Raw genomic sequence first — 24,788 nt, 5'->3', positions numbered from 1 at the left:
AATCGACGGCTAGCCGCTTCGGCGGGCGCGCGCCTCTTCGGTCCAGTCGTCGTCGACGTAGAAGGGGCCCGGCCGTTCCCGGAGCGCCTCATAGCGGCAGATCTCCGGCTCCGGCCCGAGCGGCGCGGACCTGCCGTCGCGGAAGGCCCATTCGCCGCGCTCCGGCGAGTCTTCCGCCCTGACGTAGCTGTTGATCATGAAGCGGCGGTCGCGCGCCGTCCGGTTCGGCCCCGAGCCGTGGACCGTGTAGAGCGTCCAGAGCAGCAGGTCGCCCGGGTCCAGTTCACAGACCACGGCGGCGCCCGGGTCGAGCCCGGCCCGGCGCAGTTCGTCCTCCTGGGTCTCACCGACCATGATTGGCCCGTCGTCCGACAGGCCCAGATAGCCCAGCTTGTGGCTGCCGGGGAAGACCTCCAGCGCGCCGTTCTCCGCGTCCTGCCGGTCGATTGCCAGACCGGTCGTGACGTAGCCGCCCAGCAGGTCGCGGTAGAGTTCCGGGCGCTCCCGGAAGCGCAGGTCCTGGTGGAAGCGGTAGCGCGTGTACTTGGCGCCCGGCGGCTTCCAGTGAATCTGGTTGGCGATCTGCTTGATGTCGCGGCCGAGCAGCGGTTCCAGGACCGCCAGGTAGCGGGGGTGCCGGCGCAGGGCCTCCAGGACCGGATTGATCCAGGCGAACCAGTGGGCCTGGAGGACCACCTTCCGGCCGGCCTCGGGATCGTCGAGGATCTCGAAGTAGAGATTGCGGTCTCGGTAGCTGGCCCGGTGCCGCAGGGCTTCGGCTTCGACCCTTTCGACCTCGGCGCGAAGCGCGGCGACTTCGTCGGGCGGCAGGAAACCGCGCAGGATCGCGTAGCCCTGTTCGTTCAGCCGCGCGACGTGGGTTGCCGTCATGCCGTCCGCTCCGCTTCGCGCCAGATTACCGGGAAGGACGGATGGTCCATGGGGGCGCCGGGCTCGAGGTGCACCTCGGGGTAGGGCGGGGAGGTCTTCCAGGGCCGCGGCGCGAAGCGCGCGTCGTCGCCGAGCCAGCGGCTCGAGAAGCCGCGCCGCCGGGTTGTCAGCTCCGTGGTGGCCGGCGCGCCGTGGAGCGTGCGCATGTGGAAGGCGATGCAGTCGCCAGGCGTCATATCCCACGAGAGGATCTCGTGCCGGCCGCGCTCGGCGTCGATGTCGGGAACGCTGGCGTAGTCCTCGGCCCCCGCGCCGTAGTTCCGGTGGTCGATGAACTTGCGCGGATAGAACAGCTTCTCCCAGCGATGGGAGCCGGCGACGAATTCGGGGCAGGCGCGGCGGGGCACCGGATCCAGCGGCAGCCAGATCGAGCACAGCTGGCTACCGTCGACGCCGTAGTAGGTCAGGTCGTGGTGCCAGGGCGTCACCTCGCGGGTGCCCGGCTCCTTGACCAGCACGTGCTCGTGATAGATTCGCGCCCGGCGCGACCGGGTCAGGCGCGCGGCGATCTCCGCCGCCGGCGAGCGGCGGACGAAGTTCTCGTACTCGGGGATCCGCCGCCAGTTGCAATAGTCGTCGTAGAAGCCGCCGGGTGCGCCCTCCGGGGTATAGACCGTCGCATCCGGCCCCGGCGCCCGGAAGTTCTTCTCCACCCCCGCCGCCAGGCTTTCGAGCCAATGGCCGTCGAACAGGCCGCGCAGGCAGACCGCGCCGTCGCGCTCGAAGGCGCGGATCTCCTCCTCGCGGACCGGGCTCATGACTCCGAGCCTCGGCCGGGTATCGCGAAGCGGGCCTCGGGGTCGAGGAAGCGGTCGAGCACGTTCTTGAGGATGCGCGAAATGCTGTTGTCGTAGTTGCCGTGCGACAGGCTGCCGCAGAAGGTGATCGATCCGGTCGAGAAGACGGCGCCGCCGGCCGGCGTCTCGAAGAAGGTCATGTCGGCCCGGATCAGCGAGTCCAGGGGCTCTCCGGGCCAGGTCGCGACGTGGGTCAGGTGCTCCTCCGGCACCAGAACGAAGGAGGGGCCGTGCCCCTCCGAGCTGGCCAGCACGAGGGCGTGGTCCGGCGAGCCGAGCCGGCGGTCGACCCGGTCGAGCTCGTAGCCCGCCGCGCCGCCGCCGCAGACGCCGAAGTCACCCAGGATCTCGTCCTCGACCCCATCGAAGATCCACGCCGCCCGGGGGTCGCCGGACTCCGGGCGGCGCCGGTAGTACGAACCCTCGAAGATGCCCTGGGCGGAGAAACCGACGCCGGCGATGCGCTGTGGCGGCCGTCCGTTGCGCCGCCAGAGGCCGCCGTAGGCCCCGTCGAAGGCGTTGTAGTACTCGCCGGGCTCGGCCGCCCAGGCCCGGATGCCGCCTTCGCCGCGCCGGATCTCCAGAACGCCGGGCAGTTCCTGGTGGAGCGCGACCCGCCAGTAGAACCCGTTGCCGCCCAGATAGCAGAATCGGCCGCCGCCGTCGCGATAGCCCTCCAGGGCGTCGAGGGTCTCCTTGGTGTGATACTCCGGGTGCGACGCGGTCAGCACGCAGCGGTAGCCGGCCAGCGCCTCGACCCCCTCGTCGTGAACCTCCTGGTCGGTCAGCAGGTCGTAGTCGTAGCCCCGGTTCTCCAGCCAGTCGAGCAGGTGGGTATCGGCCTGAAAATGGCGCAGTCCCGAGCCCCGGTCCTCGGCAATCGAGATGTAGCCGGAGCGCAGGGTCAGCATGGGACGCAAGCGCGAGGCGTGGCAGATCCCGCTGCCGTCGCCGTGGAAGTCGTAGGTCGAGAGGCCGTACTCGGTGTGGTCGGCGGGGTTGTGCGGATAGGCGTGCCAGGCCTGGGCCCGCTCGCGCCAGTGGGGGCCGAAGTCGAGCCGCCGGTGGTTGCCGTAGATCACGTAGGTGAAGGTCGGCACGATGACACAGAGATCGGACTTTCGGCTGCCCTTTGGCGGGCAGACGAAGAAGGGGATCGTGTCCTCGTGCCCGCCGCAGCGAAGCCGCGCCGCGTAGGCGCCGCTCGGCAGGTCTTCGGGGACCGTGTAGCTGAAGTCGGTCTCCCAGCCGCAGTCGTAGAGGTCGTCGTCGTGGAAGTGGATCGCGCCGTACTCTTCGGGGGCGTGGCGCCAGCACATCTCCCGACCGCTCCAGTTCGATCCCTTCATGCCGCGGGCCGGCAGGTTGACCAGCGCACCGTCGATGCCGTGCGGCCCGAGATCATCGATCCGGGTCGTCTCGATGCCGCGGGCAAAGTCCCAGTGGGCCAAGCGGCCGGCCACCTCCCCGCCACGCGCCGCGGCCTCGACCTCCTCGGCGCCGAGCGCGCGGTCGAAGACCTGGGGCCGTTCGATCTTGCCGTTGAAGTGGCCCGTCACCGGCCGGCCGCCCAGCGCGCCGATGTGGAAAGCCGCCGGCGTGGCCGGAACGGCTTGCGCCTCGGCCTGCGCCATATCCGGCGTGTCGCCGTAGAGCGCCGGGTCGAGCGGCGCCTGGCCCAGCGTCAGCCGTCCCGCCGTCCCGTCGTAGCTGACCCAGAGCCGGAACCAGCGCCGCTCGGCAAGCGGCGCTGCCAGCGACAGGTGCAGCGGCTCGGCGTCGCCCCGGCCGAGGACCGCGTAGGCCGCGCCGTTCTCGCCGAGGCCGAGGGCGGCGCCGCTGCCGGTTTCGGGATCGAAGCAGGAGAGCACCGCCTGCACGCCCCGGCGCGGCAGGGTCGGCCAGACCGTGGCCAGCAGGGTGAAGTTGCCGAGCGCCGGCAGCCGGTTGGGCGCGTCGACACGGGCGTAGGAGCCGCGGTGGATCGCCTGGCGCCGCGAAGGATAGGAGCCGGCGAAGGTGGCCTGGACCGGCTCCTCGCGCCGGCCGGGCCCGTCGGGGTTGGGATCGGCGCAGGCGATGCGCACCAGCTCTGCGCTGTAGGGGTCGGGGCCGGTGCTGCTGACCTTGAACTCGATGGTCTCGCCGGGCCGGAGCGAGAGCCGGTCGGCATAGCCGGTCAAGGGGATCATGGCTGGACTCCTGAGCGGGGGCGCCTCGCGGGCTGTCCGGGAAAGGCTTGCATAGGCCGTGACGGCCCGCAATCGTCCCGTGATGGACTGGCTGGCGGAAAGTCTCGGGCTGTCGATGGCGCAGCTTGCGGTAGGGCTCCTGATCGCGACGCTCGGCGCCGTGGTGAAGGGGCTCGCCGGGTTCGGCGCCTCGATGATCTGGGCCGCGGGCCTCGCCCTGGTCCTGCCGCCGCGCGCGGTCGTGCCCTTGGTGCTGATCTTCGAGGTGGCCAGCAGCCTTCACCTGCTCCCCAGGATCTGGCGCCAGGTGGACTGGCGGTCCCTGCGCCTGCTCCTGGTCGCGACCTGGCTGGCGACGCCCTTCGGCATCATGCTGCTGGCGACGTTGCCGGCCGACCCTCTTCGCCTCGCCCTGGCGGCCGCGGTTCTGACCGCGGCGGTCCTGATCGGCCGCGGCTTCGCGCTCCGCGCTGTGCCCGGCACCGCGGCCACCCTGACGGTCGGCGCCAGCGCCGGCGTGCTGAACGGCAGCATGGCCATCGTCGGGCCGCCGGTCATCCTGTTCTACTTCTCGTCGCCGCTCGGCCTGCGCGCGGGGCGGGCCTCACTGGTTGCCTTCTTTCTCGGCACCGACACGGTGGGGACCGCCATGTTGGCCGCCCAGGGCCTGATAACGGGCGAGACACTTGCCCGCGCCGCGCTCTTTCTGCCGCTGGTCCTGCTCGGCACCGCGCTGGGCAATCTGGGCTTCACCCGGGCGTCCGAGGCCGCCTTCAGGCGCGCGGTGCTGGGCCTCCTGGTCGCGCTGGCGCTCGCCCTGGCCTCCCAGGTTGTCTGGAGCCACCGTGCGTTCTTTTTCTAGATAATTGGCGCGTCCGGCGCCGGGCCGCAGCTATTCCTCGAGGAACTTCACGCCGACCTTGTCATGGGCTCGCCAGCAGACCCGGCATTCCTCTACGTCGCCCGACGGCATGCGCAGCTTCAGGTACTTCGGCGGCTCCTTCATGTGGCGCGGCAGACGGATGCTGGCGCCGCCGTCCGAAAGGTTGAGGATCATGCAGGGCAGCGGCTTGCCGTCGTCGGCGATGATTTCGGCGGCGACCAGGGCCTTGCTCCGCGCCCGCGGCGGCGGCGCCTCGCGCCCGGCTTTGCCGTTCGAGGCCGCCGGCGCATCGTCGGGCAGGGGCGTCAGGGTGAGGATGTCGTCGAGCTCCTCCGGCAGCGCGTGCTCGGCGGTCAGCTCGAGCGTGGCCTCCAGCGAGGCCGGCACCTCCTCGGGCGCTTCGGTCGTGGGCGCGGTCAGTATGGCGACCATGGCCTCGATCAGCTCGAGATGGCCGTAGGGCTTCGCCAGCATGCCGTCCGCGCCGAAGGCCATGACGTCGTCCCGGCGGTCCTCGCCGATGATGCCGGACTGCACGAGGACCGGGGTCTCGCAGCCGGCCTCGGCGAGCACGGCCATCACCTCGAAGCCGTCGAGATCGGGCAGCCCGACGTCCAGGACGACCAGGTCATAGGCGCCGGTCTTGGCCAGTTCGGCCGCCGGCACGCCCCTGTTGACGATGACGCAGTCGTGGCCGCTCTTGGCGAGCATCTCCTCGACGCTGCTCGCCCAGGCCAGATCATCCTCAACCAAAAGAACCCGCATGGCCCTCGTTGCTCCAGGCCTCTGAAAACACTCCTAAAAAATAACCGCCCGGAAGTCCTTTATGCTTAACCGAAACATTTTAACAAAAGATGGCCGGTCGGCTCATTTTGGCGGCTTGGCGGTAAAGAGCGCCTTGCATTTCTGTGCTTTCCTTGTGTCTTCGCGGTGCGGGTAACTTCTGATCCATACTCCTGTGGTGTGATCGGCACTTAACCATTGGAGCGAGAGGACCTTCGTGCCCCTATCGGAAGTCAGGACCGGGACGCGACGCTACGCCGGCATCGAGGCACGACCCCACGCCTCGAGACGCGCCGGCGGTGGCGCGGCCAGGTTCTTCGCCCTGCTGCAGATTCCGCTCTCGCTGGCCGCGCTGGGCCTGTTCGCGGCCCTGATCCTGCGCGGGCCGGACTCCCTGCTGGTTCTGCACGGCTTCCTCACCGGCGAGGGCGCGCGTCTTTCCTCCGCCGCGCCCAAGGCTGTCCTGGCCGACGCCGAGGGTGAGCCGGGCACCGGCGAAGGCGCACCGGAAGCTGGGTTCGCCGCGCCCGAAGAGGGCGGTGCCCAAGTTGACGCTTCGGCGGAGAGCGCGGCGGAGGCCGCACAACTGCCATTACCGGGCAGTCTGGACGGGGCGGTCAGCGGCGCGACGCTAAAGGATTTCGACCGGCGCTGGCGCGAGGACCGCCGCAGCGCCGTGCGCGAAGAGGTGGCCGAGCATCCCCCCGTCGTCGCCGCGCAGATCGCCGTCCGGCGCCCGCGCCTGATGGTGATCTCGGCGCACGGCGGCGTCCCCAGGGCTGTCTACACGCCCGCAGCGGGGCCCGGCACCCAAGACTACGGGGCCTTCCTCGAAGGCAAGCTGCGCGAGACCGGCACCATCGTCGTCGAGGTCAAGTCGCGCGAGCCCAGCGTGATCTTCGCGACCGCGACCCGGGCGGTCGACTGGCGCTTCGTCTTCGCCGAGGACGCCGAGGTTCTGGCGGTGCACGTCGAGGGCGCCCTTGCGCCGACCGTGACCGGCGTGCCGCGCGACGTGCCGCTCACCGTGCGCAGCCGCGCCTACGGCGACCGCGACTCCGCCGGTCGGGTCAGAGAGATCGCCGCCGGCGAGCCCGACGATGCGAACACCCGAGAAATCCGCGCCAATCTGGCCCGCTTCCAGGCGAGCTACCCCGGGCTGCCCATGACCATCTTCGAGCAGCACACCCTGGAACGCGTGACCCTGATCGACGAGGGCGCCGAGACCAAGAGCGCCGGTCTCGACGAGAACTGATCGGGGTTAGGACCGCTAAGCCCGGCGCCTTGCGGCGTCATACCAGCGCGCACCCGCGGGCGCCGGGCCCTCGCTGGGCTTGCAACTCTCTCTGACCATCGTTCCCCGTCGGCACGGGCTGCTCGATCTGCAGTGTGCCGGGAAGACGCGCGTCGAGGGCGTCCAGGCAATCGCCCGCCAGGATTTGGGATCTGGCCTCCGCACCGCCCGGCGTTGCGCGCGCTTCTCCCGTTGTCCCAACGTCCGGGACCGCCACAAGGAGTCCCGCGAGTACAAGGCTCTGTAGCATGGCGTAAGCTCCATTCGAGGATTGATGCGATCAACCGACGCCGCACTGCCGGGGAAACGTCACACGGCGATATCCAGGAACCTGCCGCGCGTTCGGTCGGCGGGCTTGCCGCCGGTCTCGCGCTTCTGCGGCTCTGCAGCTCCGGGCTCGGCGATCCGCGTGACAGGCGCGGCGCGATCGGGGGTGCTGCGTCTGGGCAGGCGGACGAGGCGGTCGGCCTCTAGCGGGGCGAAAGTCTGCATAGCGATCCTCCTCGCACAGTATGTGTGAATTGGACGTGGGGGGCGGTCGACGATCCGGGAACCTGGTAGGAAGACCGGTTCTGATAGAATTCCTCTATGTTCAGCGGTCGTTGATCGGAGAATTCTATTACGGCGCCGGTGAATTCCATTGGCAGCCCTTCGGCGCGTAGCCAAGTCAAACATGGCAAAACCAGCGCGACGGGGAGGGGGCGGATCGATGCGGCGTTTCAAGAATATCCTGGTGCTCTACCAAGGAAGCGTGGGCAACGAGCAGGCCTTGACCCGGGCCGTGGATCTGGCGAAGTCGAACGGCGGCAGACTGACGGTCGCGGAAGTCCTGCCTAAGCTTCCCAGCGATGCGATGGCGACGCTGGGCCCGTTCACCGTCAGCGAAAACCAGGCCCAAAAATGCTTTCTCGAAGAACGTGAGGCTCACCTAGACCGGCTGACCGACTCGATCCGGCGCGAAGGGATCGAGACGAAGGTCGCGGTGATGATCGGCAAGCCGTTTCTGGAGGTGATCCGCGCGGTGCTGCGCGAGCACTACGACCTCGTGGTTATGACGGCGGACATCTGGAAGGGACTGCATCAGATCACCTTCGGCAGCACTTCCATGCACCTGATGCGCAAGTGCCCTTGCCCGGTCTGGGTCATGCACCCCAGGGCCGGGCCTCGATTTCGCAGGATCCTGGCGGCGGTCGACCCGAGCGTGACCGATCCCTCGGTCGATCCGCTGACCCTCAAGATCATGCAGCTGGCAAGCTCCTTGGCCCGCATCGAAGACTGCCACCTGGACATTGTGCACGCCTGGGACTTGCAGGGCGCCGATCTCGACACCAGCCAGTCGGAGATATCGGACGAGATCATGACGCGGCTCGTCGACCGGAACCACGACAGCCACCGATCCAGCGTGCAACGGCTGGTCGACCAGAGCGATCTGCACGGTCTCGATTTCGAGGTCCACCTGCCGAAGGGGGAGGCTGCGCGGCTTGTCCCGCAGTTCGCCCGCGATCAGGGGAGCGATCTGATCGTGATGGGCACGATCGCGCGATCCGGGATATCGGGTTTTCTGATCGGTGACACGGCGGAGCTGGTGCTCCGCCAGGTCGAGTGCTCGGTGCTGGCGGTCAAGCCGGACGGTTTCGTCACGCCGGTGATAGCAAGCGACTAGCGATCTTCGGTCCAGTCACTCCATCACCGTCACTTCCGGCACGTTCTGCTTCAATACCTTGCGGATTAAATCCGCGAGCGTGTGGAACTCGTCCTGGCGGGCCGAATGCCGTCGCCAGACCATGCCGATCATGCGGAACGGGGAGCGCGGCTGGAGGCGTTTGGCCACGACCTGCGTATCCTGCATGACCTCGGCGCGCACATAGAGCGCGGGCAGGAAGGTCAGCCCCATGCCCATGCCCACCATCTGGCGAAGCGTGTCGAGGCTCGTGCCCTCGTAGTCGTGAGACAGCGTAGCGCCGAATTGATCGCAGAGATCGCGCACCTGATCGTGCAGCCGGTGGCCCAGTTCCAGCGTCAGCACGTTCTCGCCCTTGAGGTCCGAACGCGCCGCGTCCTCGCGCCCCGCGAGCGGGTGCTCGACCGGCGCCACGACCCACAGGGGCTCGCGGAACAGCCGAACGCTCTCCAGCTCGGCGGCCTTGACGGGAAGCGGAAACAGCAGCAGGTCGAGCGTGCCTTCGTCCAAGCCGGTCAGCAGGGTCCGCGGCATGCCCTCGCGTACGTAGAGCTTGAGGTCCGGATAGGCCTCGTGCAGCTCCGGCAGGATGTGAGGCAGCAGATAGGGACCCAGGGATTGAAGCACCCCGAGCCGGACCGTTCCGCCGAGGACGCTCTGTCCGTGCTTGGCCAGGTCGACGATCGCCTGCACCTCGCGAAGAACGGTTCGCGCGCGGCCCGCGATCGTGCTGCCGATCGGCGTGAGCAGCACGCGGGATCGGCTCCGTTCGACCAATTGCACGCCGAGCTTGTCTTCGAGCTCGCGGAGCTGCCCGCTCAGGGTCGGCTGCGTGACGTTTGTCGTTTCCGCCGCCCGGCGGAAATGAAGCGTCTCCGCGACGGCGACGAGGTAACGCAGTTGCTGCAAGGTCGGCATGCGTCCATTCCACGAAGCGGTTGGGCGCCTTGTTAGAGAAGATCTATCAAAACGCCGTTTCGTATCGATTGGTTCAATTAGTGTGTTGGGCCCATACTTCAAGACGTGGCGGCTTGCGGTGCGCGAGGCCGCATCCTTGGAGGTTTCGGATACATGCACAGGTTCCGCGACATTCTGCTCGTTTGCGACGAGCACAAGATCGACGACTCCCTTCGCGACCGCGCCATATGGCTGGCGAAGACCAACGGCGCGCGGATCACCTTGATCGATGTCCTGGACGCCGCGCCTGGAGAGCTTTCCAAGCTGTTCGCCGCGCTTCCCGGTCACAGGGCGAAGGACTTCGAGTTCGAGTTCCTTGAATTCCGACGGGCCCGGCTGGCGGACGTTGCCGCGCCGCTCAAGGCGGCGGGGATCGAAACGAGAGAGCTGGTCGCCCAGGGAATTCCCTTCATAGAGGTGATCCGCGCCGTCCTGCGCGGCGGCCACGACCTGGTCATGAAGGCGGCGTCCGGCGGTGCGGACGGCAAATCGCCGTTCTTCGCCAGCACCGACCTTCATCTCCTGCGGAAATGCCCCTGTCCCGTCTGGGTGACCAAGAGGAGCGGGCGCCGACCCTACGCGAAGATCCTCGCGGCCGTGAACCCCGATCCCGACGACCCGGTGAAGAGCGGGCTCAACAAGCTCACCATGGAGTTGGCCGCTTCCTTGTCCGCGATGGAAGAGAGCGAGCTTCACGTCGTTAACGTGTGGCGGCTCGAGGAAGAGGAGACCCTGCGCCTCAGCGGATTCACAATGATGTCCCAGGCGGAGGTCGACCTGCTGGTTGAGTCGAGGCGGGGGTCGAGCGAGAAAGCGCTGAAAGATCTCATGCACCGCCACCTGGGGCCCGACCGGAGCAGAACGGCCCATCTGATCAAGGGCGTGCCCCGGGAAGAGATCCCTCAGCTGGCGAGCCGCGAGCAGGTCGACCTGATCGTCATGGGCACCGTCGGCCGCGTCGGCGTCCGCGGGCTCTTCATCGGCAATACCGCCGAGGCGATCTTGAACCGTGCGGAGTGCTCCGTGCTGGCGGTAAAGCCGCCAGGGTTCGAAACGCCGGTCAGGCTCGAGACAGCGGAGTCCGCGCCCGCACAGGCCCGGTCCCTGGTTGGCCAGGTGTGACTTTGCCCGGCTGGCCGGCTCCCCAGACCGTCAACCGCGGGTGATCGCCCGTTCCTATCAAATGAGCAGGGACTACGAACTTTGTCGATCAACGACGAACGCCACATCATCCACAAGGGGGCGCCATGCGGCGTCACCGAGCGAACCGAGGCTTCATCAGAGGGAGATCTGCAGATGTACGTTGAGAACCGGTATGATGCTCTTGTCGAAAAGCACCGGCGGATCGAAGCGAAACTGGCGGCCGAAATGAAGCGGCCGCTTCCCGATGCCTTTTCGCTTCAGCGGCTGAAGCGAGAGAAGCTGCTCGTGAAGGACGAACTGGAGTCCTGGGAGCGTCTCATGAGCGCCATCCGCCTGAAGCCGGTCTCACGCACAGCGGCGGCACTTCCCCACTAGCACCACCGGCCGGCGCCCGGCACGGCGCCGCCGGCCTGACTCGTCACCGAACCAGCGGCCCCGCCTGAGCGGCGGGGCCGTTCTATTTTGATCTCAGCCCGGCGATCGGGCTTTGAGCTTGTCCTTGTTCGCTTAACGCGAATCCGACAGCGCCGCCGCTTCGGCGCTGCAGTCGCGCGAGGGGGGCGATCCACCCGCCATCGCCGTTCGGACCTCGTCCTTTGCCGCATCGAGATCCGATAGGAACTCGGGGTCGGCACGAAGGCGTGCCACGGTCGCGGCGCCGATTACGCGCCCGGCGGAGACGTCCGTTCCCCAGTGAACGTTGCAGACGATGCGGCTATCGCCGTAGGCCAAGCCGCGGGCCAGGATCGCATCCGTCCGACTGGGCGCGATTTCGGTCAGGATCAATGCCCACGCCCACCCAATCGCGGTGTGGCCGGACGGATAGGAGCCGTTGCCGCGAAGCGCCTCCTCATAGGCCGGTGTGCAGGTCGCAGCCTTGTTGGCCATGAAGGGGCGAGGCCGCTGGTAGTGGTTCTTCGCGGCATAGGTCGCGAGCCCTGCATCGGTCAGGGACCGCCGCAGTAGGAGGTAGAGGCGCGGGGTACGCTCTTCGGAGATCGCGAACCCGAGGGCGCACGCGAAGATTCCGGCAGCAGCCGGAAAGGTGAGATCGGCATCGCTGCGCGCCAGGTCGAACCGTTCAGTATCCTGCAGCGCGAGGCTCGCCGCGCTCCTGGCCTCGTCCGCGGCCATCGCTGCGGAGCCCTCGACCGGCGGCGGCGGCAGCAGAGCCAGGCTGTTCGGCAGTTCATCTCTCGCCAGGTAGCCCTCCGCCAGTCCCCGGGCCAACTCCTCTGTATCCTCGGCCAGCGCGTCGCTCGAAAGCACCGTTGTCGCCGCGAGGACGGCCGAAACCAGGCAGAGGTGCACCCGGCCTGACAGCGACGAAAAGGTTCCTTTGCGCATATCTTTCGATCTCCGGCCCGGTTCCCGTGCTTCACCGCCGCCCGAGTTCTTATCGGCGCCGCGGGGTGCTGGATCCAGCCCAATTCTGTCGAAAACCTGGTGCCCCGAGCAGGACTTGAACCCGCAACCCCCTGATTACAAATCAGGTGCTCTACCAGTTGAGCTATCGGGGCTTTTGGTGGCGGGAAGATAGTCCGCCGCCCGCCGGCCCGCAAGGGAGGGCCGTCTCTGCGACATCTAGATGGCGCCGGCCAGCCTCGGTCCGGCCCTTTGCCTGGAAAGGGTTCCGTCCCTGGCATAGAATAAGCAAGAACGGTTTTGATTCAGGGGGTTGCATCGTGAAGGCGAGGCTTCTCGCGCGTTCTGTATCGGGGTTTCGCGGTCGCGGCCTGCGCCCGTGCGCGAGTGCCCAACCATGATCCGCCGTTCGCGCAGTCCCGGCCTACTCGCCGCCCTCGGCCTGGTCCTGGCTCTCGCCGCCTGCGCCCAGACCTCGTCAGTCGGCATGAGCGTCCGCAACGAGCGGCTCGGCCACCTCGGCCCCTTCGACAGCGTCATGATCGTGGTCCGCGAGCTGCCGCCGGAGGAGCGGGAACTGGTCGAGCGGCGGCTGGTCGCCGGGCTGCGGGATCTGGAGGTCGAGGCCGTGGTGGCCAGCGAGCTCGCCGACCTCGACGACGCGGAGATCGTCCGCACCTTTACGGAGCGCTTCGGCGAAGAGCAGCCCGACACGGTCCTGGTGGTGGAGCGGGACTCGACCCACGTGCGCCGGCGCTACGTGCCGCCCCAGTATATTCCCGGCTACTCCTATCCGATCTACTCCGGCAGATTCATGACCTGGATCCACGTGCCCGCCACCACGATACCGGGCCGCTGGGCCGAGGAGGAGGAGGGCGTCTATCTGGCCGCCCTGCTGCACGTCGAGCGGGACGAGCCGCTCTGGGCCGCCGTGGTCGGCGCCGAGGGCGACGACAGGGCCGAGTGGCGCGACGTGACCGACGAGGCCGTCACGGAGATCATCGAGCGCCTCGTCGCCGACGGCGCTTTCGACCCCAGCGTCACCTGATCTTCCCGCATCGCCCGCGCGGCAATTTGCGAACCTCGCGTGGGTGACAAATGTCACAGAATCAACGTGGTAATGACCACAGACGTATGTCTGCGAATGAGAGAGTGTTGCCGCCTTTAACGCAACTCTCATTCGGAGGGCTCTTGTTATGGGAAAGCCCGATCAGGAAACGCCGAGTTTTGAAGAGACCTATTCAAAGCATGAATTTTCCGAACTGGTTCGACTGGGGATCGCGTTAGCCGTCCTCCGGCGTCGTCGGGCAGCGCGGCGCCGCTCCAAGCCGGCGATCGCGAAGCATCAGCCCGCCCGGCAACCGCGCTTCTTCTCCCGGCCGCGGTTCGGCCGGCCGGTCCACTGAGGCGACAGTACATGAGGTCGCTCGCCGCCTTCCTGTTCTTCCTGAACCCGATCCTCTGGGCCTCCTACTTCGCGGTCACCCGGGAGGCCCTGGATCGCTATGAACCGGCGGTCTTCGCCACCCTGGACATGATGGCCGCCCTGCCGTTCGGACTGGCCATTCTCGCTTTGACCTGGAAGCGGCTGAACCGCGAGGCGCTCTTCGCGGGCTTCGTCCTGGGCTGCTTCCATGCCTCCGAGACCCTGCTCGAGATGTACGCGCTCGACCACACCACGGCGACCAACACCGGCGTGGTCGCGAACCTCCAGGGAGTCGTCGCCATCTTCATCGCCGTGGTAATCCTGGGCCGCCGGATCGGCCCGCCGACCTGGTTCGCCGCCCTCCTTTCCCTGGCCGGAGTCGCGATCCTGATGCTGGAATCGGCGGAAGCGGGCGGCCATTGGTACGGCGACGTCCTGGCCATACTGGCCATGGTGCTCTTCACGATCCACATCTTCGCGATCGACCATTTCACCGCCGACACGAAGCTCAGCATCGTCTGCTGCCTCGGTGTCGAGCAGGTGGTCGCCGCCCTGGTGACGGGCGCGGGCTCTAGCGTGCTGGCCGACTGGTCGACCTTCGCCATGCCCGGGCAGAGCGACATGCTGATCATCTTCTACATCGCCGTCTTCACCGGGCTGCTGCCCTCGGCGATCGCCCTATTCTTCCAGCCTTACGTGTCGCCGGTCTTCGTCGTCTTCGTCTACCTGATCGAGCCGCTCTGGGTCGCGCTCATCGCTTTTCTCTACATCGGCGAGACCCTCACCCCGATCGGCTACATGGGCGGCGGCCTGGTCATCCTCGGCGCCCTGATCAACACCCTGTTCGACAAGTCCGAGGGCAGCCGGGAGGCGGCCCCGGCGGGGGCAGGGGCTTGACCGGCCGCTCGGGTCTTTCGATTCCGCCGGCGAACGCCTATCTCTTTCGAAGCCCGAAGGGCGGTCGCGGAAGAGACAGGAGGGAAAGGCCCATGGAGTATCTGCACACGATGGTGCGCGTGAAGGACATCGACGCGTCGCTCGACTTCTACTGCAACAAGCTGGGTCTGGTGGAGACCCGTCGTTACGACAGCGAGAAGGGCCGCTTCACCCTGATCTTCCTGGCCGCCCCCAACGACGTGGAGCGCGCCAAGGAGAGCAAGGCGCCCCTGGTCGAGCTGACCTACAACTGGGATCCGGAGGAATACGGCGGCGGCCGCAACTTCGGGCACCTGGCCTACCGGGTCGACGACATCTACGAGACCTGCCAGCGGCTGATGGACGGCGGCGTCACCATCAATCGGCCGCCGCGCGACGGCCACATGGCCTTCGTCCGCTCGCCCGACAACATCTCGATCGAGCTGCTCCAGGCCGGCGAGGCCCTGCCGCCCCAGGAGCCCTGGGCCTCGATGCAGAACACCGGCGAGTGGTGACGCGGAACTAAACCGCCCCTTCGTCATGGCCGGGCTTGACCCGGCCCTCCAGTGGTTGGTGACTGTCGCGCCTGGAGCCCTTGATCACGGTCATCCTTCGACACGCTCAGGATGAGGGTATGTGCTCGAAGCATTTCGCCCTCACCCTGAGCTCGTCGAAGGGTGATGGTTCCGACTGAGCACTTTTCCAGCAGCTCGCTAGACCTCTTCGTCCCGTCAAAGGCGCATGGAGAAAAAACCGGCGCTTCCCGTCTGGCGCCGGTTTCTCTGCCTGTGGCAAGCTCCCGGTCTTTGCTTCAGGCAGGGGGAGGGGATGCACGGGCCGACGCGGGACCAGGTGGACTGGGCGCAGCCCTTTCCGCACGAGGAGTATGTCGCGCGGCAGGATGTCGTGCGCCGGGCGCTCGAAGCCCAGGACTGCTCGGGCATGCTGGTCACCAGCCCGGCCGACCTTAACTATCTCTTGGGCTACGACCAGATCTGGTTCGCTCTCGACGCCCTCTGTTCCTGCTTCCTGCCGGTCGACGGCGACCCCCTCTTTTTCGACAACGACGGCCACGAGGTGCTGGTCTCGGTCACTCCCGAGATCGCCGCGGTCCACTACTTCGACCGCGGCCCGGTGCGCGACCACATCTCGTCGCTGGCGGACGAGGTCGCGCGGCGCGGCTGGGCGCGCGGCAAGATCGCGCTGCAGCCGCGCTGCTACGGCCCCCATCCTGACCATGTCCGGGCGGTCGGGCGCCGCTGGGAGGAGGCCGGCGCCGAGATAGCCGACGCCTCCGACCTGATCGAGGACGTCCGGCTGATCAAGTCGCCACGCGAGATCGCCGTGGTCCGCCAGGCCGCGGAGATCGCCACGGCCGCCATGGCGCTCGCCCGCGACTCGATCCGGGCCGGCATGACCGAGACCGAGCTCGAGGGGATCATCGTCGGCGAGATGATGAAGCGCGGCGGCGGCTATCCGGGCATCCGCACCATGATCGGCGGCGGTCCCCGGGCCGGCTGCCACCACGAGCCGCCGTCGCACCGCAGGTTTCGCGCAGGCGACGTGATCCACATCGATTTCTGCGCCAGCCTGCACCGCTACCACGTGAACGTCTGCCGCAGCTTCGCCCTGGGCGCGGTCGACCCGCGCTGGACCGCGCTCTTCGAGCGCAACGAGCCGATGATGGACCTCCTGGTCCGCGAGGTCCGCCCCGGCGATCCCATGTCGAGAATGCACGAGATCGCGATGGGCTTCGCGGAGGCCCACGACCTGGCGCGCTTCGAGTGGCTTATCGGCGGCTACACGCTCGGTATCGCCCTGCCGCCCGACTGGGTCGGGCGCCACCGCCCCAAGCCGCGCGAAACCATCCCGCCGCCCGCCCTGGCGCCCGGCCTGGTGATGAACTTCGAGAACCAGTACGACAGCTACCGGGAGAACTGGTCGAGCGCGCCCGGCGCCGGCCTGATCGACACGCTCCTCATGGGAGAGTCGGGATTCGGAATTGTGACGCCTCTGTCGCGCCGGCTGGAACAGGTCGGGTGAGGGCCCGGCCCTCTTTGCCGCGGCCGGGCCCCCGTCCGTAGCAGCCTTACGGCAGCGTGAAGGTCAGCTTGGGCAGGTTCAGCAGGCCGACGGCGGACTCTGTCACCTTGCCGCTGTCGAGGTAGACGGTGATCTCGCTGAAGGCGGTGCGCGCATTCAGTGGGCTGCTGCCCTCGATGCCCTGGAATTTGCCGGTGCCGGCGGTCAGCGTAAATTCGCCCTGGCACCCGAGGAAGCTCTTGCCCTCACAAGTCCAGTTGGCGAAGACGTTGTCCTCGTCCCGGTCGGTGATGATGCACTTGCCTTCGCCTTCCTGAGCGCCGCTCTTGAGGTCGATGACGAAGTCGCCGGGGCAGACCAGCGCGACGGTGTCGAGCTTGCCCTCGGCGTTCTTGACGAAGAGATTGCCGGCGAAGACACCGATGAAGAGCCCCTCGTTCTCGCCGGTCTTGAAGTATCGGCCCTGGCTGATCCAGGGCGAGGTCGCTTCGACCGTCCTCTCTTCCTCGGCGGTCGCCGTCTGCACGCCGCCGATCGTTAGAATTGCCGCGGCGAGCGCGATGCCTTTCACAAATCTATTCATTCCCTGTCTCCCTTTCTGTTCAATGCGGCGCCGTCAGTCAGTGCCGTGGTTGACGTCATTACGCTTCTTCCGGCAAATCGGATGGCTCTTCCTATTCCGGAGAAGGGCAGAGTAGCCCTTCCAAGTCGTCCTTTGGGCACCCTTTATTGTTGCCCGCGAATAAGTAAAGCCGGCCTGGGCGCTGCGGTATTGAAAGCGATCAGAGCGGCGAGGCACGCGGAGGCGACACGGCGGCGAACGACGATCTCCAGCCGCGCCAGTCGGTCCGCCTGCTGGCCAGCCCCCATTTCCTGACCGAAAGCGGCCTAGTACCCGTAGGTGTCGCGCGCTTGCGCCGCCTTCCGCGCTGAAGGCGGGCCGATTCCTCCGAAGCTTTGTCAGGGGCCGCCGGCACCCTGAGGCTTTGCCGTCCGGGAGGCTAGATTGAGAACATTCGCGAGTGGTCGCGGTCCAATCGCGTTTAGGCCGGCGCGAGTGATTTTTCCATGAATACCCTCACGTGCGGATCGCGCCCATGCGTTGGTGGACCGCGCCGAATAATCCGGAAGCCGTGCCGTTCGTACAGGCGAAGGAGATCGGTCATCATCTCCGCGGTATCCAAGTGCAATGTCTTGAATCCTGCGGCGACAGCGTCCTTTTGAAGGTGATTTAGGAGCACGCTGCCGATGCCTCTGCCTTGCTGCTCCGGCGCGACGGCAATCTGCTCGATCGTTCGTGACAGGGAGTCGTCATTGAAGATCGCCACGCCAACGATGCGGCCGCCAAGGTGCCCACAAAGCACGCGCTGCTCGGCAATCGCATCCGGTAACCAATCATATGCGTTCTCAGATTGACTGCGGCCTAGTTTTTGAACGTAGACACCAAAGGCGCTGCGAAGTATGGCCTCGCAATGCTTTGCTTCGGAAGGCGTGACCGGTCTCAACTCGATCATATCCAGCGCCAAAGATCGTCGTTACTTCAATCCCTGCCGTCGAGGGTCAGAAGCGGGGCGTAGAGGTCCGGCCGGCGGTCGCGGAACAGGCCCCAGGAGGCCCGCTGGGCGCGGATCTCCTCCAGGTCGAAGCCGGCGGTGATGACCGCCTGCTGGTCGCCCGCCTCGGCCACCTTCTCGCCGGTCTGGTCCGCGATGAAGGAGCCGCCATAGAAGGTCATCGCAAAGCTATCGCCCTGCTCCGTGCCGATCCGGTTCGAGGCGATCAGCGGGGTGAGGTTGGCCGCGGCGTGGCCCTGCATGGTGCGCTGCCAGTGAGCCTTGCTGTTCAGCTCCGGGGCCTGGGGCTCGCTGCCGATTGCCGTCGGGTAGAACAGCAGCTCGGCGCCCTGGAGCGCCATGGCCCGGGCCGCCTCGGGGAACCACTGGTCCCAGCAAACCGCCGCGCCGATCGCGGCGTAGCGGGTCCGCCAGACCCGGAACCCCGTGTCGCCAGGATTGAAGTAGAACTTCTCCTGGTAACCGGGGCCGTCCGGGATGTGGCTCTTGCGGTAGAGGCCGAGGTTGCTCCCGTCGGCGTCGAGCACCACCAGCGAATTGTAGTAGGCGTTGTTGGCCCGCTCGAAGAAGCTGACCGGCAGGACGACCGCGAGCTCGGCGGCGAGCGCGCTCATGCGCTTGATCGCCGGGTTGTCTGCGACCGGGGTCGCCAGGGCGAAAAGCTCCTGCTTCTGGTCCTTGCAGAAGTAGGGGGTCTCGAAGAGCTCCTGGATCAGGACGATCCGGGCGCCCTTGCCGGCCGCCTCGCGCACCAGCGCTTCGGCCCGGGCCAGGTTCTCTTCCTTGTCCCAGGTGCAGGCCATCTGCGTGGCGGCAACGGTGACGCTGGTCATGGCAATTGGACCCAGTAGTTAGCCATTCAAGTACATTGTCATTGCCGGGCTTGACCCGGCAATCCAGGAGCGGCCGGCAACCCTGGATGCCCGGGTCGAGCCCGGGCATGACAAGAGCGGTTTGCCGCGGAAGCCTCACTCATTCCTTCCAACGGCATCGCATATCTACAGCATGTCCAAATCCCGCGCCGTCTGGTCGATCGCCTTCTTGGCGCGCTCGACCAGGAGGTCGATCTCCTGGCGCGAAATTGAGAGCGGCGGCGAGAACACCAGGCTGTCGCGCACGGCGCGCATGACCAGGTTCTCGGCCAGGCAATGGTCGCGGGCCCTGATGCCGACCTCGCCGAGCGGTTCGAAATGCGCCCGCGTCGCCTTGTCGCTGACCAGCTCGACGGCGCCGAACATGCCCATGCCGCGCACTTCGCCGACCAGCGGGTGGTCCTCCAGCGCCTGGCGCAGGCTCGACTGGATGTAAGGCCCGGTGTCGTCGCGGACCCGTTCGACCAGGCCCTCCTCCTCCATCAGGCGGATGTTCTCCAGGGCGACGGCGCAGGGCACCGGGTGGCCCGAGTAGGTGAAGCCGTGGAAGAACTCGCCGCCTTCCTCGGTCAGGGCGCCGGCGACCCGCTCGCCGACCATAAGCGCGGAGAGCGGCAGGTAGCCCGAGGTGATGCCCTTGGCCAACGTCATGAAGTCGGCCTCGATGGCCAAGGGCTCGCTGGCGAACCAGTGGCCGGTGCGCCCGAAGCCGCAGATCACCTCGTCGGCGACCAGCAGGACGTCGTGCTTCTTGCAGATCCGCTGGATCTCGGGCCAGTAGCTCTCGGGCGGGACGATGACCCCGCCCGCGCCCATGATCGGCTCGCCGATGAAGGCCGCGACCTTGTCGGCGCCGAGCTCGAGGATCTTTTCCTCGACCGCCTGGGCCGCGACCTTGCCGAAGGCCTCGGGGTCGAGGTCGCCGCCGTGATCATACCAGTAGGGCGGCATGACGTGGACGAAGCCGGGCAGGGGCAGGTCCGCCTGGCCGTGCATGGCCGCCATGCCGCCGAGGCTGGCCGAGGCCATGGTGCTGCCGTGATAGGCGTGCTCGCGGCTGATGATGACCTTCTTCTCGGTCTTGCCCATCAGGTTCCAGTAGTGCCGGACCATGCGGACCAGGGTGTCGTTGGCCTCGGAACCAGAGGAGGCGTAGAAGACCTGGTTGTAGCCCTCGGGCGTGAGCTCGGCGAGTTTCTCGGAGAGCTCGATCGGCGGCGGCGTCGCGGTCTTGAAGAAGGTGTTGTAGTAGGGCAGCTCCAGCATCTGGCGGTGCGCCGCTTCGGCCAGCTCGTGGCGGCCGTAGCCGATGTTGACGCACCACAGGCCGGCCATGCCGTCGAGCACCCGGTTGCCCTCGGAATCCTCGAGCCAGACCCCGTCGGCCTTGGTGATAATGCGGGCGCCGCCTTCTTCGGCCAGGCCCTTGGTGTCGGTGAAAGGGTGCAGGTGGTGGCGGATGTCGGTCTGGCGCCACCGGACCGTGGTGTTGCGAAGCGGCTGGCTGTTCATCGTCTGGGCTCCTGAAGCGGCTCTGGGTCTGCGGCGAAAAAGGGAAGGCACCTTGCCTTCCGGCACTATACGGCCGCCTAGGGATTGAAGCCGAGCCGGGCGCAGAGGATCAGCAGCTCGGCTTGGCGGGTCCGCCGCGACGCTTGCGCGGCGTCGGTTCCGGGCCGTCCTGTCGAGTGCTCCGTCATTCGCCGGTTCCTTGCCGAACGCCTTTCCGGCCGGAGCGGGGCGCGACCTTAATGGATCGCAGAGGGGAACCCGCTCCAGCGGGCGTGCCGGCCTGAGACACTACCTCTATACATTTAGCAAAAGGTGCTCGCGCTCCCAAGAAGAGATGACCTGCTGGTAGGCCAGCAGCTCGGTGTCCTTCACGATGGTGACGGCATCGACGAACTTCTCGCCGAGACAGCCCTTGACCGGCTTGCTCGCGTTGAACCGGGTCAGCGCGTCATAGAGCGTCCGCGGCAGGGTATGGGCCAGGCGGTAGGCGCTGCCCTCGATCGGCGCGCGGGGGCTCAGCTTCTCGACCATGCCGAGGTAGCCGCAGGCGAGCGAGGCGGCGATGCAGAGGTAGGGGTTGGCGTCGGCGCCGGCCACCCGGTTCTCGACCCGGCGGGCGGCGGCCTCGGAATGGGGCACCCTGAGGCCCACGGTGCGGTTGTCGTAGCCCCAGTGGGTGTTGATCGGAGCGTCTGAGTAGGGCGTCAGCCGCCGGTAGGAGTTCACGTTGGGGGCGAGCAGGGGCATGACGTGCGGCAGGTACTTCTGCAGCCCGGCGACGTGCGCGAGGAACAGCTCCGTGTCCTTGCCGCTGCGCTGCGCGAAGAGGTTCTTGCCGGTCTTGCTGTCGACCACGCTCTGGTGCAGGTGCATGGAGGAGCCGGGCTCGCCCTGCATCGGCTTCGCCATGAAGGTCGCGTAGACCTTGTGGCGCAGCCCGGCCTCGCGCACCGTGCGCTTGAACAAGAAGGCCTGGTCGGCCAGGTCCATCGGCTTGCCGTGGTTGAAGTTCATCTCGATCTGGGCGGCGCCGGCCTCGTGGGTCAGGGTATCGACGTCGATCTCCTGGGACTCGCAGAAGTCGTAGACCTCCTCGAACAGCGGATCGAACTCGTTGACCGCGTCCAGACCGTAGGCCTGGCGCGAGGTCTCCCGCCGTCCCGAGCGGCCGACTGGCGGCTCGAGGGGGTAGTCCGGGTCGGTGTTGATGTCGACCAGGTAGAATTCCAGTTCCGGTGCGACGATCGCCTTCCAGCCGGCCTCGGCGTAGAGCGACAGGACCCGCTGGAGCACCTGGCGGGTCGCGATGCCGACCGGGCTGGCGTCGAAGTAGTAGGGGTCGCAGATGACCTGGGCGGTCGGTTCCTCGTACCAGGGCACGACCCGGATCGTCGCCGGGTCGGGCTTGAGGTAGACGTCCTGGGTCGCCGGGCTGATGACCCCGCCCTCTTCCTCGGGGTAGTGGCCGGTCACGGTCTGCACGAAGATCGCCTCGGGGATGCGCAGCCCGTTCGTCTTCATCCCCTTGAGGAACTTGTCGGCCGGCAGGATCTTGCCCCGGGCGATGCCCGCCATATCGGGCACCAGGCACTCGACTTCCTCGATTTTGTGTTCCTGAAGAAAGGCTTCGATGGCTTTCATGCGCGGGATCCGTCTGGCGGCGGCGCGGGGTCTCGGCGGGTCGTCGGCTAGAGGCAAGGCGCTAGCACGGGTCCTTGACGCTGGCAAGCAGCTTGACCCGGCGGCTTGGACACGCTGGGCGGGCGGGTGGTCAGGGGGCCGCGAGGCCGAGCAACTCGTGGAGCCTGACGGCGGCGCTGGAGACGTTGAGGTGGCCGGTCGGACCCTGGGTCGGCAGGCGGACCAGGAGATCGCAGCGCTCACGGGTCAGCCGGCGCAGGCGTGGGCCTTCTTTGCCCCGTCGACGAGCGACCTTGCCCGAGCGGTCAAAGGAGAAGAAGCTCTTGGTCGGACACAGGGTTGTCCGGGGAGTTTCGGATGCGCATGGACCAGATCGTCGATCTTGAATGCTACCCTCTGGACCGCCTCGAAGGCGCTGCCTGTCGCGACCTTGTCGAGCGTTGCAGGGCGGAACTGGAGGAGACCGGCTGCTGCCTCTTGCCCGGGTTTCTCACGCCCGAAGCAATCGCCGCCGCGCTCGCCGACGCGGACGCGGCCCTGCCGCGGGCCCATCAGGTCGACTTCATCACGACCTATGACGAAGGCTGTCCCAACCCCCACGGCGAACCTCTCGATTCGCTTCCTGCCGACCATCCGCGCCGCCATCCGAGCCCGACCTATATCCGGTTTATCGCCAAGGACCTGATCCGCGACGGCGACCCGGTCAAGGATCTCTTCCACTGGCCTAACATGATCGAATTCGCAGGCGGCATCCTCGGCATGTCCGCCATCTATCCCTTTGCCTGCCCGATGGCGGGCTGCATCTTTACCGTCGCGGAAGAGGGGGAACTGCAGGACTGGCATTTCGACGCCAACGATTTCATCGTGACCATCATGCTGGAAGACGCCGAGAAGGGCGGAGATTTCGAGTACGTCCCGGGCCTGCGGACGCCGGATGCGAACGACGATTTCGAAGGCGTGGGCCGCGTTTTCGACGGCAAGCACCCCGGTGTCATCCGTCCCGGCATCGAGCCCGGCACGCTGACGATCTTCAAGGGACGCTACAACCTGCATCGCGCCTCGCCGGTGGAAGGCGAGGGGCGGCGGGTCATGGCGGTCCTGAGCTATGAGGACACGCCGGACCGGGTCGGGGTGCCGAAGTTGCAGAAGCAATTCTATGGGCGCACCTCGGACGAGCTTCGCTAATCGGACGCCCTTGCTTGAAGGCCAATTCGTTTCTCGCGCGCCGATCTCGCTTCATTCGGTACGGCTCCCGGTTCCCAGCAGCTCGTAGAGCGACACCGCGGCGGCGTTGGAGACGTTGAGGTGGTCGATTGGCCCTTGGGTCGGCAGGCGCACCAGCAGGTCGCAGCGTTCCCGGGTCAGGCGGCGCAGGCCGGCGCCCTCCGCGCCCAGCACCAGCACCAGGCGGGCCGGGCGCGCCACCGCATAGATCGGCATCTCGGCCTCGGCGGCCAGCCCGATGGCGAGGTAGTCCGCCTCCCGCAGCCGGTCCAGCGAGCGGGCCAGGTTGGTCTCCTGGACGTAGGGCAGGTGCTCGAAGGCGCCCGAGGCCGCTTTAACCAGCGCGCCCGACTCGACGGCGGCGCGGCGCTCCGTGGTCAGCACGGCGGCCACGCCGAAGGCGCAGGCCGAGCGCAGGATGGCCCCGACGTTCTGGGGGTCGGTCACCTGGTCGAGCGCCAGGACGACCGCGGGGCGTTCCGGCCGGGGCCCGGCGGCCGCGATGACCGCGTCCAGGTCGGGCTGGTCGAGCGGGGCGACCTGGAGCGCCAGGCCCTGGTGCACCGCGCCCTCGGGGAGCACCTGGGCGAGGTCATGAGCCGCCGCCCGGGCGGCGGGAAGGGCTGCGTCACGGCCGGCCTTCAGCTCGGCGAGCGGCTGTTCGAGACGCTTGGCCGCCTCGTCGGTGATCAGCAGCCGCCGGATCCGGCGCCGTGGATTGGCCAGGGCGGCGAGCACGGCGTGGCTGCCGTAGAGCCAGAGCTCGCCCCCGCCTGGCGCGCCGCCGGGAGCGCCGGCGGGCCGGCGCGGCCGGCGCCGGCGCCCGGGCTCGGGCGATCCGTCGGGCCTGGACGGGCGGCGGGCCGTCTGCTTGGGCTTGCGCTTCACCATCTGCGCCCCTACTATGGCCATGGAGCAATCATGCTCCGCAAGAGCCTTCGCCGATTGGACGCGATCGAAACGGCGAGGGCGATTTGTCGTGTTTGAAGTTGACAGGCCGCAGTAAATCACCATAGTTCGCGTTTTCGTCCTGCCGGTGTGTGATTCGGCGAAGGAGGGGTGCCCGAGTGGTTAAAGGGGACGGGCTGTAAACCCGTTGGCTTAGCCTACGTTGGTTCGAATCCAACCCCCTCCACCAGCATCGCTCGGATCGCCGTGGCTCGGGTCAGGACGGACTATCAACGGTTCGCCGGCTTTGGGATCAGCGGTCAGAGGTAAAAAGGAGAGTCCCACGGGGCTTTCATGAGACCGGACCGTCGTCGCGGGTGTAGCTCAGTGGTAGAGCCCCAGCCTTCCAAGCTGGTTACGCGGGTTCGATTCCCGCCACCCGCTCCAGGCCGGGACGGGGTCGAGAGATCGGGTTTTCACGAGCGGGCTCGCGGCACCGGCGCCGGGTCGGGCCCATGACAGGAAGCAAGACACGATGGCAAAGGCAAAGTTTGAGCGTACGAAGCCGCACTGCAACGTCGGTACGATCGGGCACGTTGACCATGGCAAGACGACGCTGACGGCGGCGATCACGAAGGTTCTGGCCG

Annotated in this window: 24 protein-coding genes and 3 tRNA genes; 13 read left to right on the top strand and 14 right to left on the bottom strand. The window is 67.4% G+C overall.

What is annotated here, in order from left to right; all coding sequences use genetic code 11:
- Positions 1–9: 9 nt before the first annotated feature.
- From QNJ67_01725 to QNJ67_01715, 3 genes are read right to left on the bottom strand one after another with little or no spacing between them, the layout of a single operon-like run.
- The gene (locus QNJ67_01725) at positions 10–891 is read right to left on the bottom strand and encodes a phytanoyl-CoA dioxygenase family protein (GenBank protein ID MDJ0607668.1); all 882 of its coding nucleotides are present in this window, start codon (positions 889–891) and stop codon (positions 10–12) included.
- Positions 888–1,709 carry a phytanoyl-CoA dioxygenase family protein gene (locus QNJ67_01720; protein ID MDJ0607667.1) on the bottom strand — a complete coding sequence of 274 codons (822 nt, stop codon included), beginning with the start codon at positions 1,707–1,709 and terminating at the stop codon, positions 888–890. Before QNJ67_01720 ends, QNJ67_01725 begins: the two co-directional genes overlap by 4 nt.
- Positions 1,706–3,940, bottom strand: coding sequence for a N,N-dimethylformamidase large subunit (locus tag QNJ67_01715; protein MDJ0607666.1), 2,235 nt, complete (start codon positions 3,938–3,940; stop codon positions 1,706–1,708). Before QNJ67_01715 ends, QNJ67_01720 begins: the two co-directional genes overlap by 4 nt.
- Positions 3,941–3,998: 58 nt before the next feature.
- Here QNJ67_01715 and QNJ67_01710 point away from each other — a divergent pair, with 58 nt between their 5' ends.
- Positions 3,999–4,802: a sulfite exporter TauE/SafE family protein gene (locus tag QNJ67_01710; protein ID MDJ0607665.1), complete on the top strand. Its 804-nt coding sequence runs from the start codon at positions 3,999–4,001 to the stop codon at positions 4,800–4,802.
- A 30-nt stretch (positions 4,803–4,832) separates the two neighbouring features.
- On the opposite strand, the gene QNJ67_01705 is transcribed toward QNJ67_01710, so the two are convergent.
- A complete protein-coding gene (locus tag QNJ67_01705; protein ID MDJ0607664.1) occupies positions 4,833–5,588 on the bottom strand; it encodes a response regulator in 756 nt (251 codons plus the stop codon).
- A gap of 235 nt (positions 5,589–5,823) precedes the next feature.
- On the opposite strand from QNJ67_01705, the gene QNJ67_01700 reads away from it, so the two are divergent.
- Positions 5,824–6,861 (top strand): hypothetical protein, encoded by a 1,038-nt coding sequence (locus tag QNJ67_01700; GenBank protein MDJ0607663.1) that lies wholly within the window; start codon positions 5,824–5,826, stop codon positions 6,859–6,861.
- Positions 6,862–7,209: 348 nt separating this feature from the next.
- Here the strand turns inward: QNJ67_01700 and QNJ67_01695 are convergent, their stop codons facing one another.
- Complete coding sequence (locus QNJ67_01695) at positions 7,210–7,392, bottom strand: hypothetical protein (GenBank protein ID MDJ0607662.1); 183 nt, start codon at positions 7,390–7,392, stop codon at positions 7,210–7,212.
- Positions 7,393–7,609: 217 nt separating this feature from the next.
- On the opposite strand from QNJ67_01695, the gene QNJ67_01690 reads away from it, so the two are divergent.
- Positions 7,610–8,563: a universal stress protein gene (locus tag QNJ67_01690; GenBank protein ID MDJ0607661.1), complete on the top strand. Its 954-nt coding sequence runs from the start codon at positions 7,610–7,612 to the stop codon at positions 8,561–8,563.
- 15 nt (positions 8,564–8,578) lie between these two features.
- Here QNJ67_01690 and QNJ67_01685 read toward each other — a convergent pair whose 3' ends face one another.
- The gene (locus QNJ67_01685) at positions 8,579–9,499 is read right to left on the bottom strand and encodes a LysR substrate-binding domain-containing protein (GenBank protein MDJ0607660.1); all 921 of its coding nucleotides are present in this window, start codon (positions 9,497–9,499) and stop codon (positions 8,579–8,581) included.
- Between the two features lie 153 nt (positions 9,500–9,652).
- Between QNJ67_01685 and QNJ67_01680 the strand changes: the two genes are divergently transcribed.
- Together QNJ67_01680 and QNJ67_01675 are read left to right on the top strand one after the other, a co-directional pair.
- Positions 9,653–10,660 (top strand): universal stress protein, encoded by a 1,008-nt coding sequence (locus tag QNJ67_01680; protein ID MDJ0607659.1) that lies wholly within the window; start codon positions 9,653–9,655, stop codon positions 10,658–10,660.
- An 81-nt stretch (positions 10,661–10,741) separates the two neighbouring features.
- Positions 10,742–11,056 carry a YdcH family protein gene (locus tag QNJ67_01675; GenBank protein ID MDJ0607658.1) on the top strand — a complete coding sequence of 105 codons (315 nt, stop codon included), beginning with the start codon at positions 10,742–10,744 and terminating at the stop codon, positions 11,054–11,056.
- Positions 11,057–11,188: 132 nt separating this feature from the next.
- Here QNJ67_01675 and QNJ67_01670 read toward each other — a convergent pair whose 3' ends face one another.
- Both QNJ67_01670 and QNJ67_01665 read right to left on the bottom strand, forming a co-directional pair.
- Entirely contained in the window at positions 11,189–12,028 is an 840-nt protein-coding gene (locus QNJ67_01670) for a phosphatase PAP2 family protein (GenBank protein MDJ0607657.1), read from the bottom strand.
- A 97-nt stretch (positions 12,029–12,125) separates the two neighbouring features.
- A tRNA-Thr gene (locus QNJ67_01665) sits at positions 12,126–12,201 on the bottom strand.
- Between the two features lie 242 nt (positions 12,202–12,443).
- Between QNJ67_01665 and QNJ67_01660 the strand changes: the two genes are divergently transcribed.
- The 4 genes from QNJ67_01660 to QNJ67_01645 all read left to right on the top strand — a co-directional run bounded on the left by QNJ67_01660 (position 12,444) and on the right by QNJ67_01645 (position 16,430).
- Positions 12,444–13,094, top strand: coding sequence for a hypothetical protein (locus QNJ67_01660; protein MDJ0607656.1), 651 nt, complete (start codon positions 12,444–12,446; stop codon positions 13,092–13,094).
- Between the two features lie 369 nt (positions 13,095–13,463).
- A complete protein-coding gene (locus QNJ67_01655) occupies positions 13,464–14,369 on the top strand; it encodes a DMT family transporter (protein ID MDJ0607655.1) in 906 nt (301 codons plus the stop codon).
- Between the two features lie 92 nt (positions 14,370–14,461).
- Positions 14,462–14,902 (top strand): VOC family protein, encoded by a 441-nt coding sequence (locus QNJ67_01650; protein MDJ0607654.1) that lies wholly within the window; start codon positions 14,462–14,464, stop codon positions 14,900–14,902.
- Positions 14,903–15,215: 313 nt separating this feature from the next.
- Positions 15,216–16,430, top strand: a complete 1,215-nt coding sequence (locus tag QNJ67_01645; protein MDJ0607653.1) for a Xaa-Pro peptidase family protein — start codon at positions 15,216–15,218, stop codon at positions 16,428–16,430.
- A gap of 46 nt (positions 16,431–16,476) precedes the next feature.
- Here QNJ67_01645 and QNJ67_01640 read toward each other — a convergent pair whose 3' ends face one another.
- The 5 genes from QNJ67_01640 to QNJ67_01620 all read right to left on the bottom strand — a co-directional run bounded on the left by QNJ67_01640 (position 16,477) and on the right by QNJ67_01620 (position 22,029).
- Positions 16,477–17,013, bottom strand: a complete 537-nt coding sequence (locus QNJ67_01640; GenBank protein ID MDJ0607652.1) for a hypothetical protein — start codon at positions 17,011–17,013, stop codon at positions 16,477–16,479.
- 460 nt (positions 17,014–17,473) lie between these two features.
- The gene (locus tag QNJ67_01635) at positions 17,474–17,956 is read right to left on the bottom strand and encodes a GNAT family N-acetyltransferase (protein MDJ0607651.1); all 483 of its coding nucleotides are present in this window, start codon (positions 17,954–17,956) and stop codon (positions 17,474–17,476) included.
- A gap of 14 nt (positions 17,957–17,970) precedes the next feature.
- Entirely contained in the window at positions 17,971–18,837 is an 867-nt protein-coding gene (gene aguB / locus QNJ67_01630; GenBank protein MDJ0607650.1) for an N-carbamoylputrescine amidase, read from the bottom strand.
- 165 nt (positions 18,838–19,002) lie between these two features.
- Positions 19,003–20,388, bottom strand: a complete 1,386-nt coding sequence (locus QNJ67_01625; GenBank protein ID MDJ0607649.1) for an aspartate aminotransferase family protein — start codon at positions 20,386–20,388, stop codon at positions 19,003–19,005.
- A gap of 294 nt (positions 20,389–20,682) precedes the next feature.
- A complete protein-coding gene (locus tag QNJ67_01620; GenBank protein ID MDJ0607648.1) occupies positions 20,683–22,029 on the bottom strand; it encodes a glutamine synthetase family protein in 1,347 nt (448 codons plus the stop codon).
- A 357-nt stretch (positions 22,030–22,386) separates the two neighbouring features.
- On the opposite strand from QNJ67_01620, the gene QNJ67_01615 reads away from it, so the two are divergent.
- Positions 22,387–23,214 (top strand): hypothetical protein, encoded by an 828-nt coding sequence (locus tag QNJ67_01615; GenBank protein MDJ0607647.1) that lies wholly within the window; start codon positions 22,387–22,389, stop codon positions 23,212–23,214.
- Between the two features lie 51 nt (positions 23,215–23,265).
- Here the strand turns inward: QNJ67_01615 and rlmB are convergent, their stop codons facing one another.
- Positions 23,266–24,165, bottom strand: a complete 900-nt coding sequence (rlmB, locus tag QNJ67_01610) for a 23S rRNA (guanosine(2251)-2'-O)-methyltransferase RlmB (GenBank protein ID MDJ0607646.1) — start codon at positions 24,163–24,165, stop codon at positions 23,266–23,268.
- A 141-nt stretch (positions 24,166–24,306) separates the two neighbouring features.
- On the opposite strand from rlmB, the gene QNJ67_01605 reads away from it, so the two are divergent.
- From QNJ67_01605 to QNJ67_01595, 3 genes are all read left to right on the top strand, one after another.
- A tRNA-Tyr gene (locus QNJ67_01605) sits at positions 24,307–24,391 on the top strand.
- A 123-nt stretch (positions 24,392–24,514) separates the two neighbouring features.
- Positions 24,515–24,588 (top strand) — tRNA-Gly (locus tag QNJ67_01600).
- Positions 24,589–24,676: 88 nt separating this feature from the next.
- The coding region (locus QNJ67_01595) for a GTP-binding protein (GenBank protein MDJ0607645.1) at positions 24,677–24,788 on the top strand (112 nt) is incomplete at its 3' end.

It is taken from the genome of Kiloniellales bacterium, assembly GCA_030064845.1.
In the GTDB taxonomy this organism is placed as follows: Bacteria; Pseudomonadota; Alphaproteobacteria; order Kiloniellales; family JAKSDN01; genus JASJEC01.
The sequence above is the reverse complement of the archived record's forward strand: the minus strand, read 5'-3'. Positions and strand labels throughout refer to the sequence as shown.

What these genes read in the sequence shown, in the direction of transcription:
- QNJ67_01625 (MDJ0607649.1), bottom strand. Translation starts at nt 20,388, where the DNA reads ATGAACAGCCAGCCGCTTCGCAACACCACGGTCCGGTGGCGCCAGACC.
- aguB (MDJ0607650.1), bottom strand. Translation starts at nt 18,837, where the DNA reads ATGACCAGCGTCACCGTTGCCGCCACGCAGATGGCCTGCACCTGGGAC.
- QNJ67_01715 (MDJ0607666.1), bottom strand. Translation starts at nt 3,940, where the DNA reads ATGATCCCCTTGACCGGCTATGCCGACCGGCTCTCGCTCCGGCCCGGC.
- QNJ67_01680 (MDJ0607659.1), top strand. Translation starts at nt 9,653, where the DNA reads ATGCACAGGTTCCGCGACATTCTGCTCGTTTGCGACGAGCACAAGATC.
- QNJ67_01705 (MDJ0607664.1), bottom strand. Translation starts at nt 5,588, where the DNA reads ATGCGGGTTCTTTTGGTTGAGGATGATCTGGCCTGGGCGAGCAGCGTC.
- QNJ67_01695 (MDJ0607662.1), bottom strand. Translation starts at nt 7,392, where the DNA reads ATGCAGACTTTCGCCCCGCTAGAGGCCGACCGCCTCGTCCGCCTGCCC.
- QNJ67_01645 (MDJ0607653.1), top strand. Translation starts at nt 15,216, where the DNA reads ATGCACGGGCCGACGCGGGACCAGGTGGACTGGGCGCAGCCCTTTCCG.
- QNJ67_01685 (MDJ0607660.1), bottom strand. Translation starts at nt 9,499, where the DNA reads ATGCCGACCTTGCAGCAACTGCGTTACCTCGTCGCCGTCGCGGAGACG.
- QNJ67_01720 (MDJ0607667.1), bottom strand. Translation starts at nt 1,709, where the DNA reads ATGAGCCCGGTCCGCGAGGAGGAGATCCGCGCCTTCGAGCGCGACGGC.
- QNJ67_01615 (MDJ0607647.1), top strand. Translation starts at nt 22,387, where the DNA reads ATGCGCATGGACCAGATCGTCGATCTTGAATGCTACCCTCTGGACCGC.
- QNJ67_01725 (MDJ0607668.1), bottom strand. Translation starts at nt 891, where the DNA reads ATGACGGCAACCCACGTCGCGCGGCTGAACGAACAGGGCTACGCGATC.
- QNJ67_01660 (MDJ0607656.1), top strand. Translation starts at nt 12,444, where the DNA reads ATGATCCGCCGTTCGCGCAGTCCCGGCCTACTCGCCGCCCTCGGCCTG.
- rlmB (MDJ0607646.1), bottom strand. Translation starts at nt 24,165, where the DNA reads ATGGCCATAGTAGGGGCGCAGATGGTGAAGCGCAAGCCCAAGCAGACG.
- QNJ67_01620 (MDJ0607648.1), bottom strand. Translation starts at nt 22,029, where the DNA reads ATGAAAGCCATCGAAGCCTTTCTTCAGGAACACAAAATCGAGGAAGTC.
- QNJ67_01655 (MDJ0607655.1), top strand. Translation starts at nt 13,464, where the DNA reads ATGAGGTCGCTCGCCGCCTTCCTGTTCTTCCTGAACCCGATCCTCTGG.
- QNJ67_01670 (MDJ0607657.1), bottom strand. Translation starts at nt 12,028, where the DNA reads ATGCGCAAAGGAACCTTTTCGTCGCTGTCAGGCCGGGTGCACCTCTGC.
- QNJ67_01690 (MDJ0607661.1), top strand. Translation starts at nt 7,610, where the DNA reads ATGCGGCGTTTCAAGAATATCCTGGTGCTCTACCAAGGAAGCGTGGGC.
- QNJ67_01640 (MDJ0607652.1), bottom strand. Translation starts at nt 17,013, where the DNA reads ATGAATAGATTTGTGAAAGGCATCGCGCTCGCCGCGGCAATTCTAACG.
- QNJ67_01650 (MDJ0607654.1), top strand. Translation starts at nt 14,462, where the DNA reads ATGGAGTATCTGCACACGATGGTGCGCGTGAAGGACATCGACGCGTCG.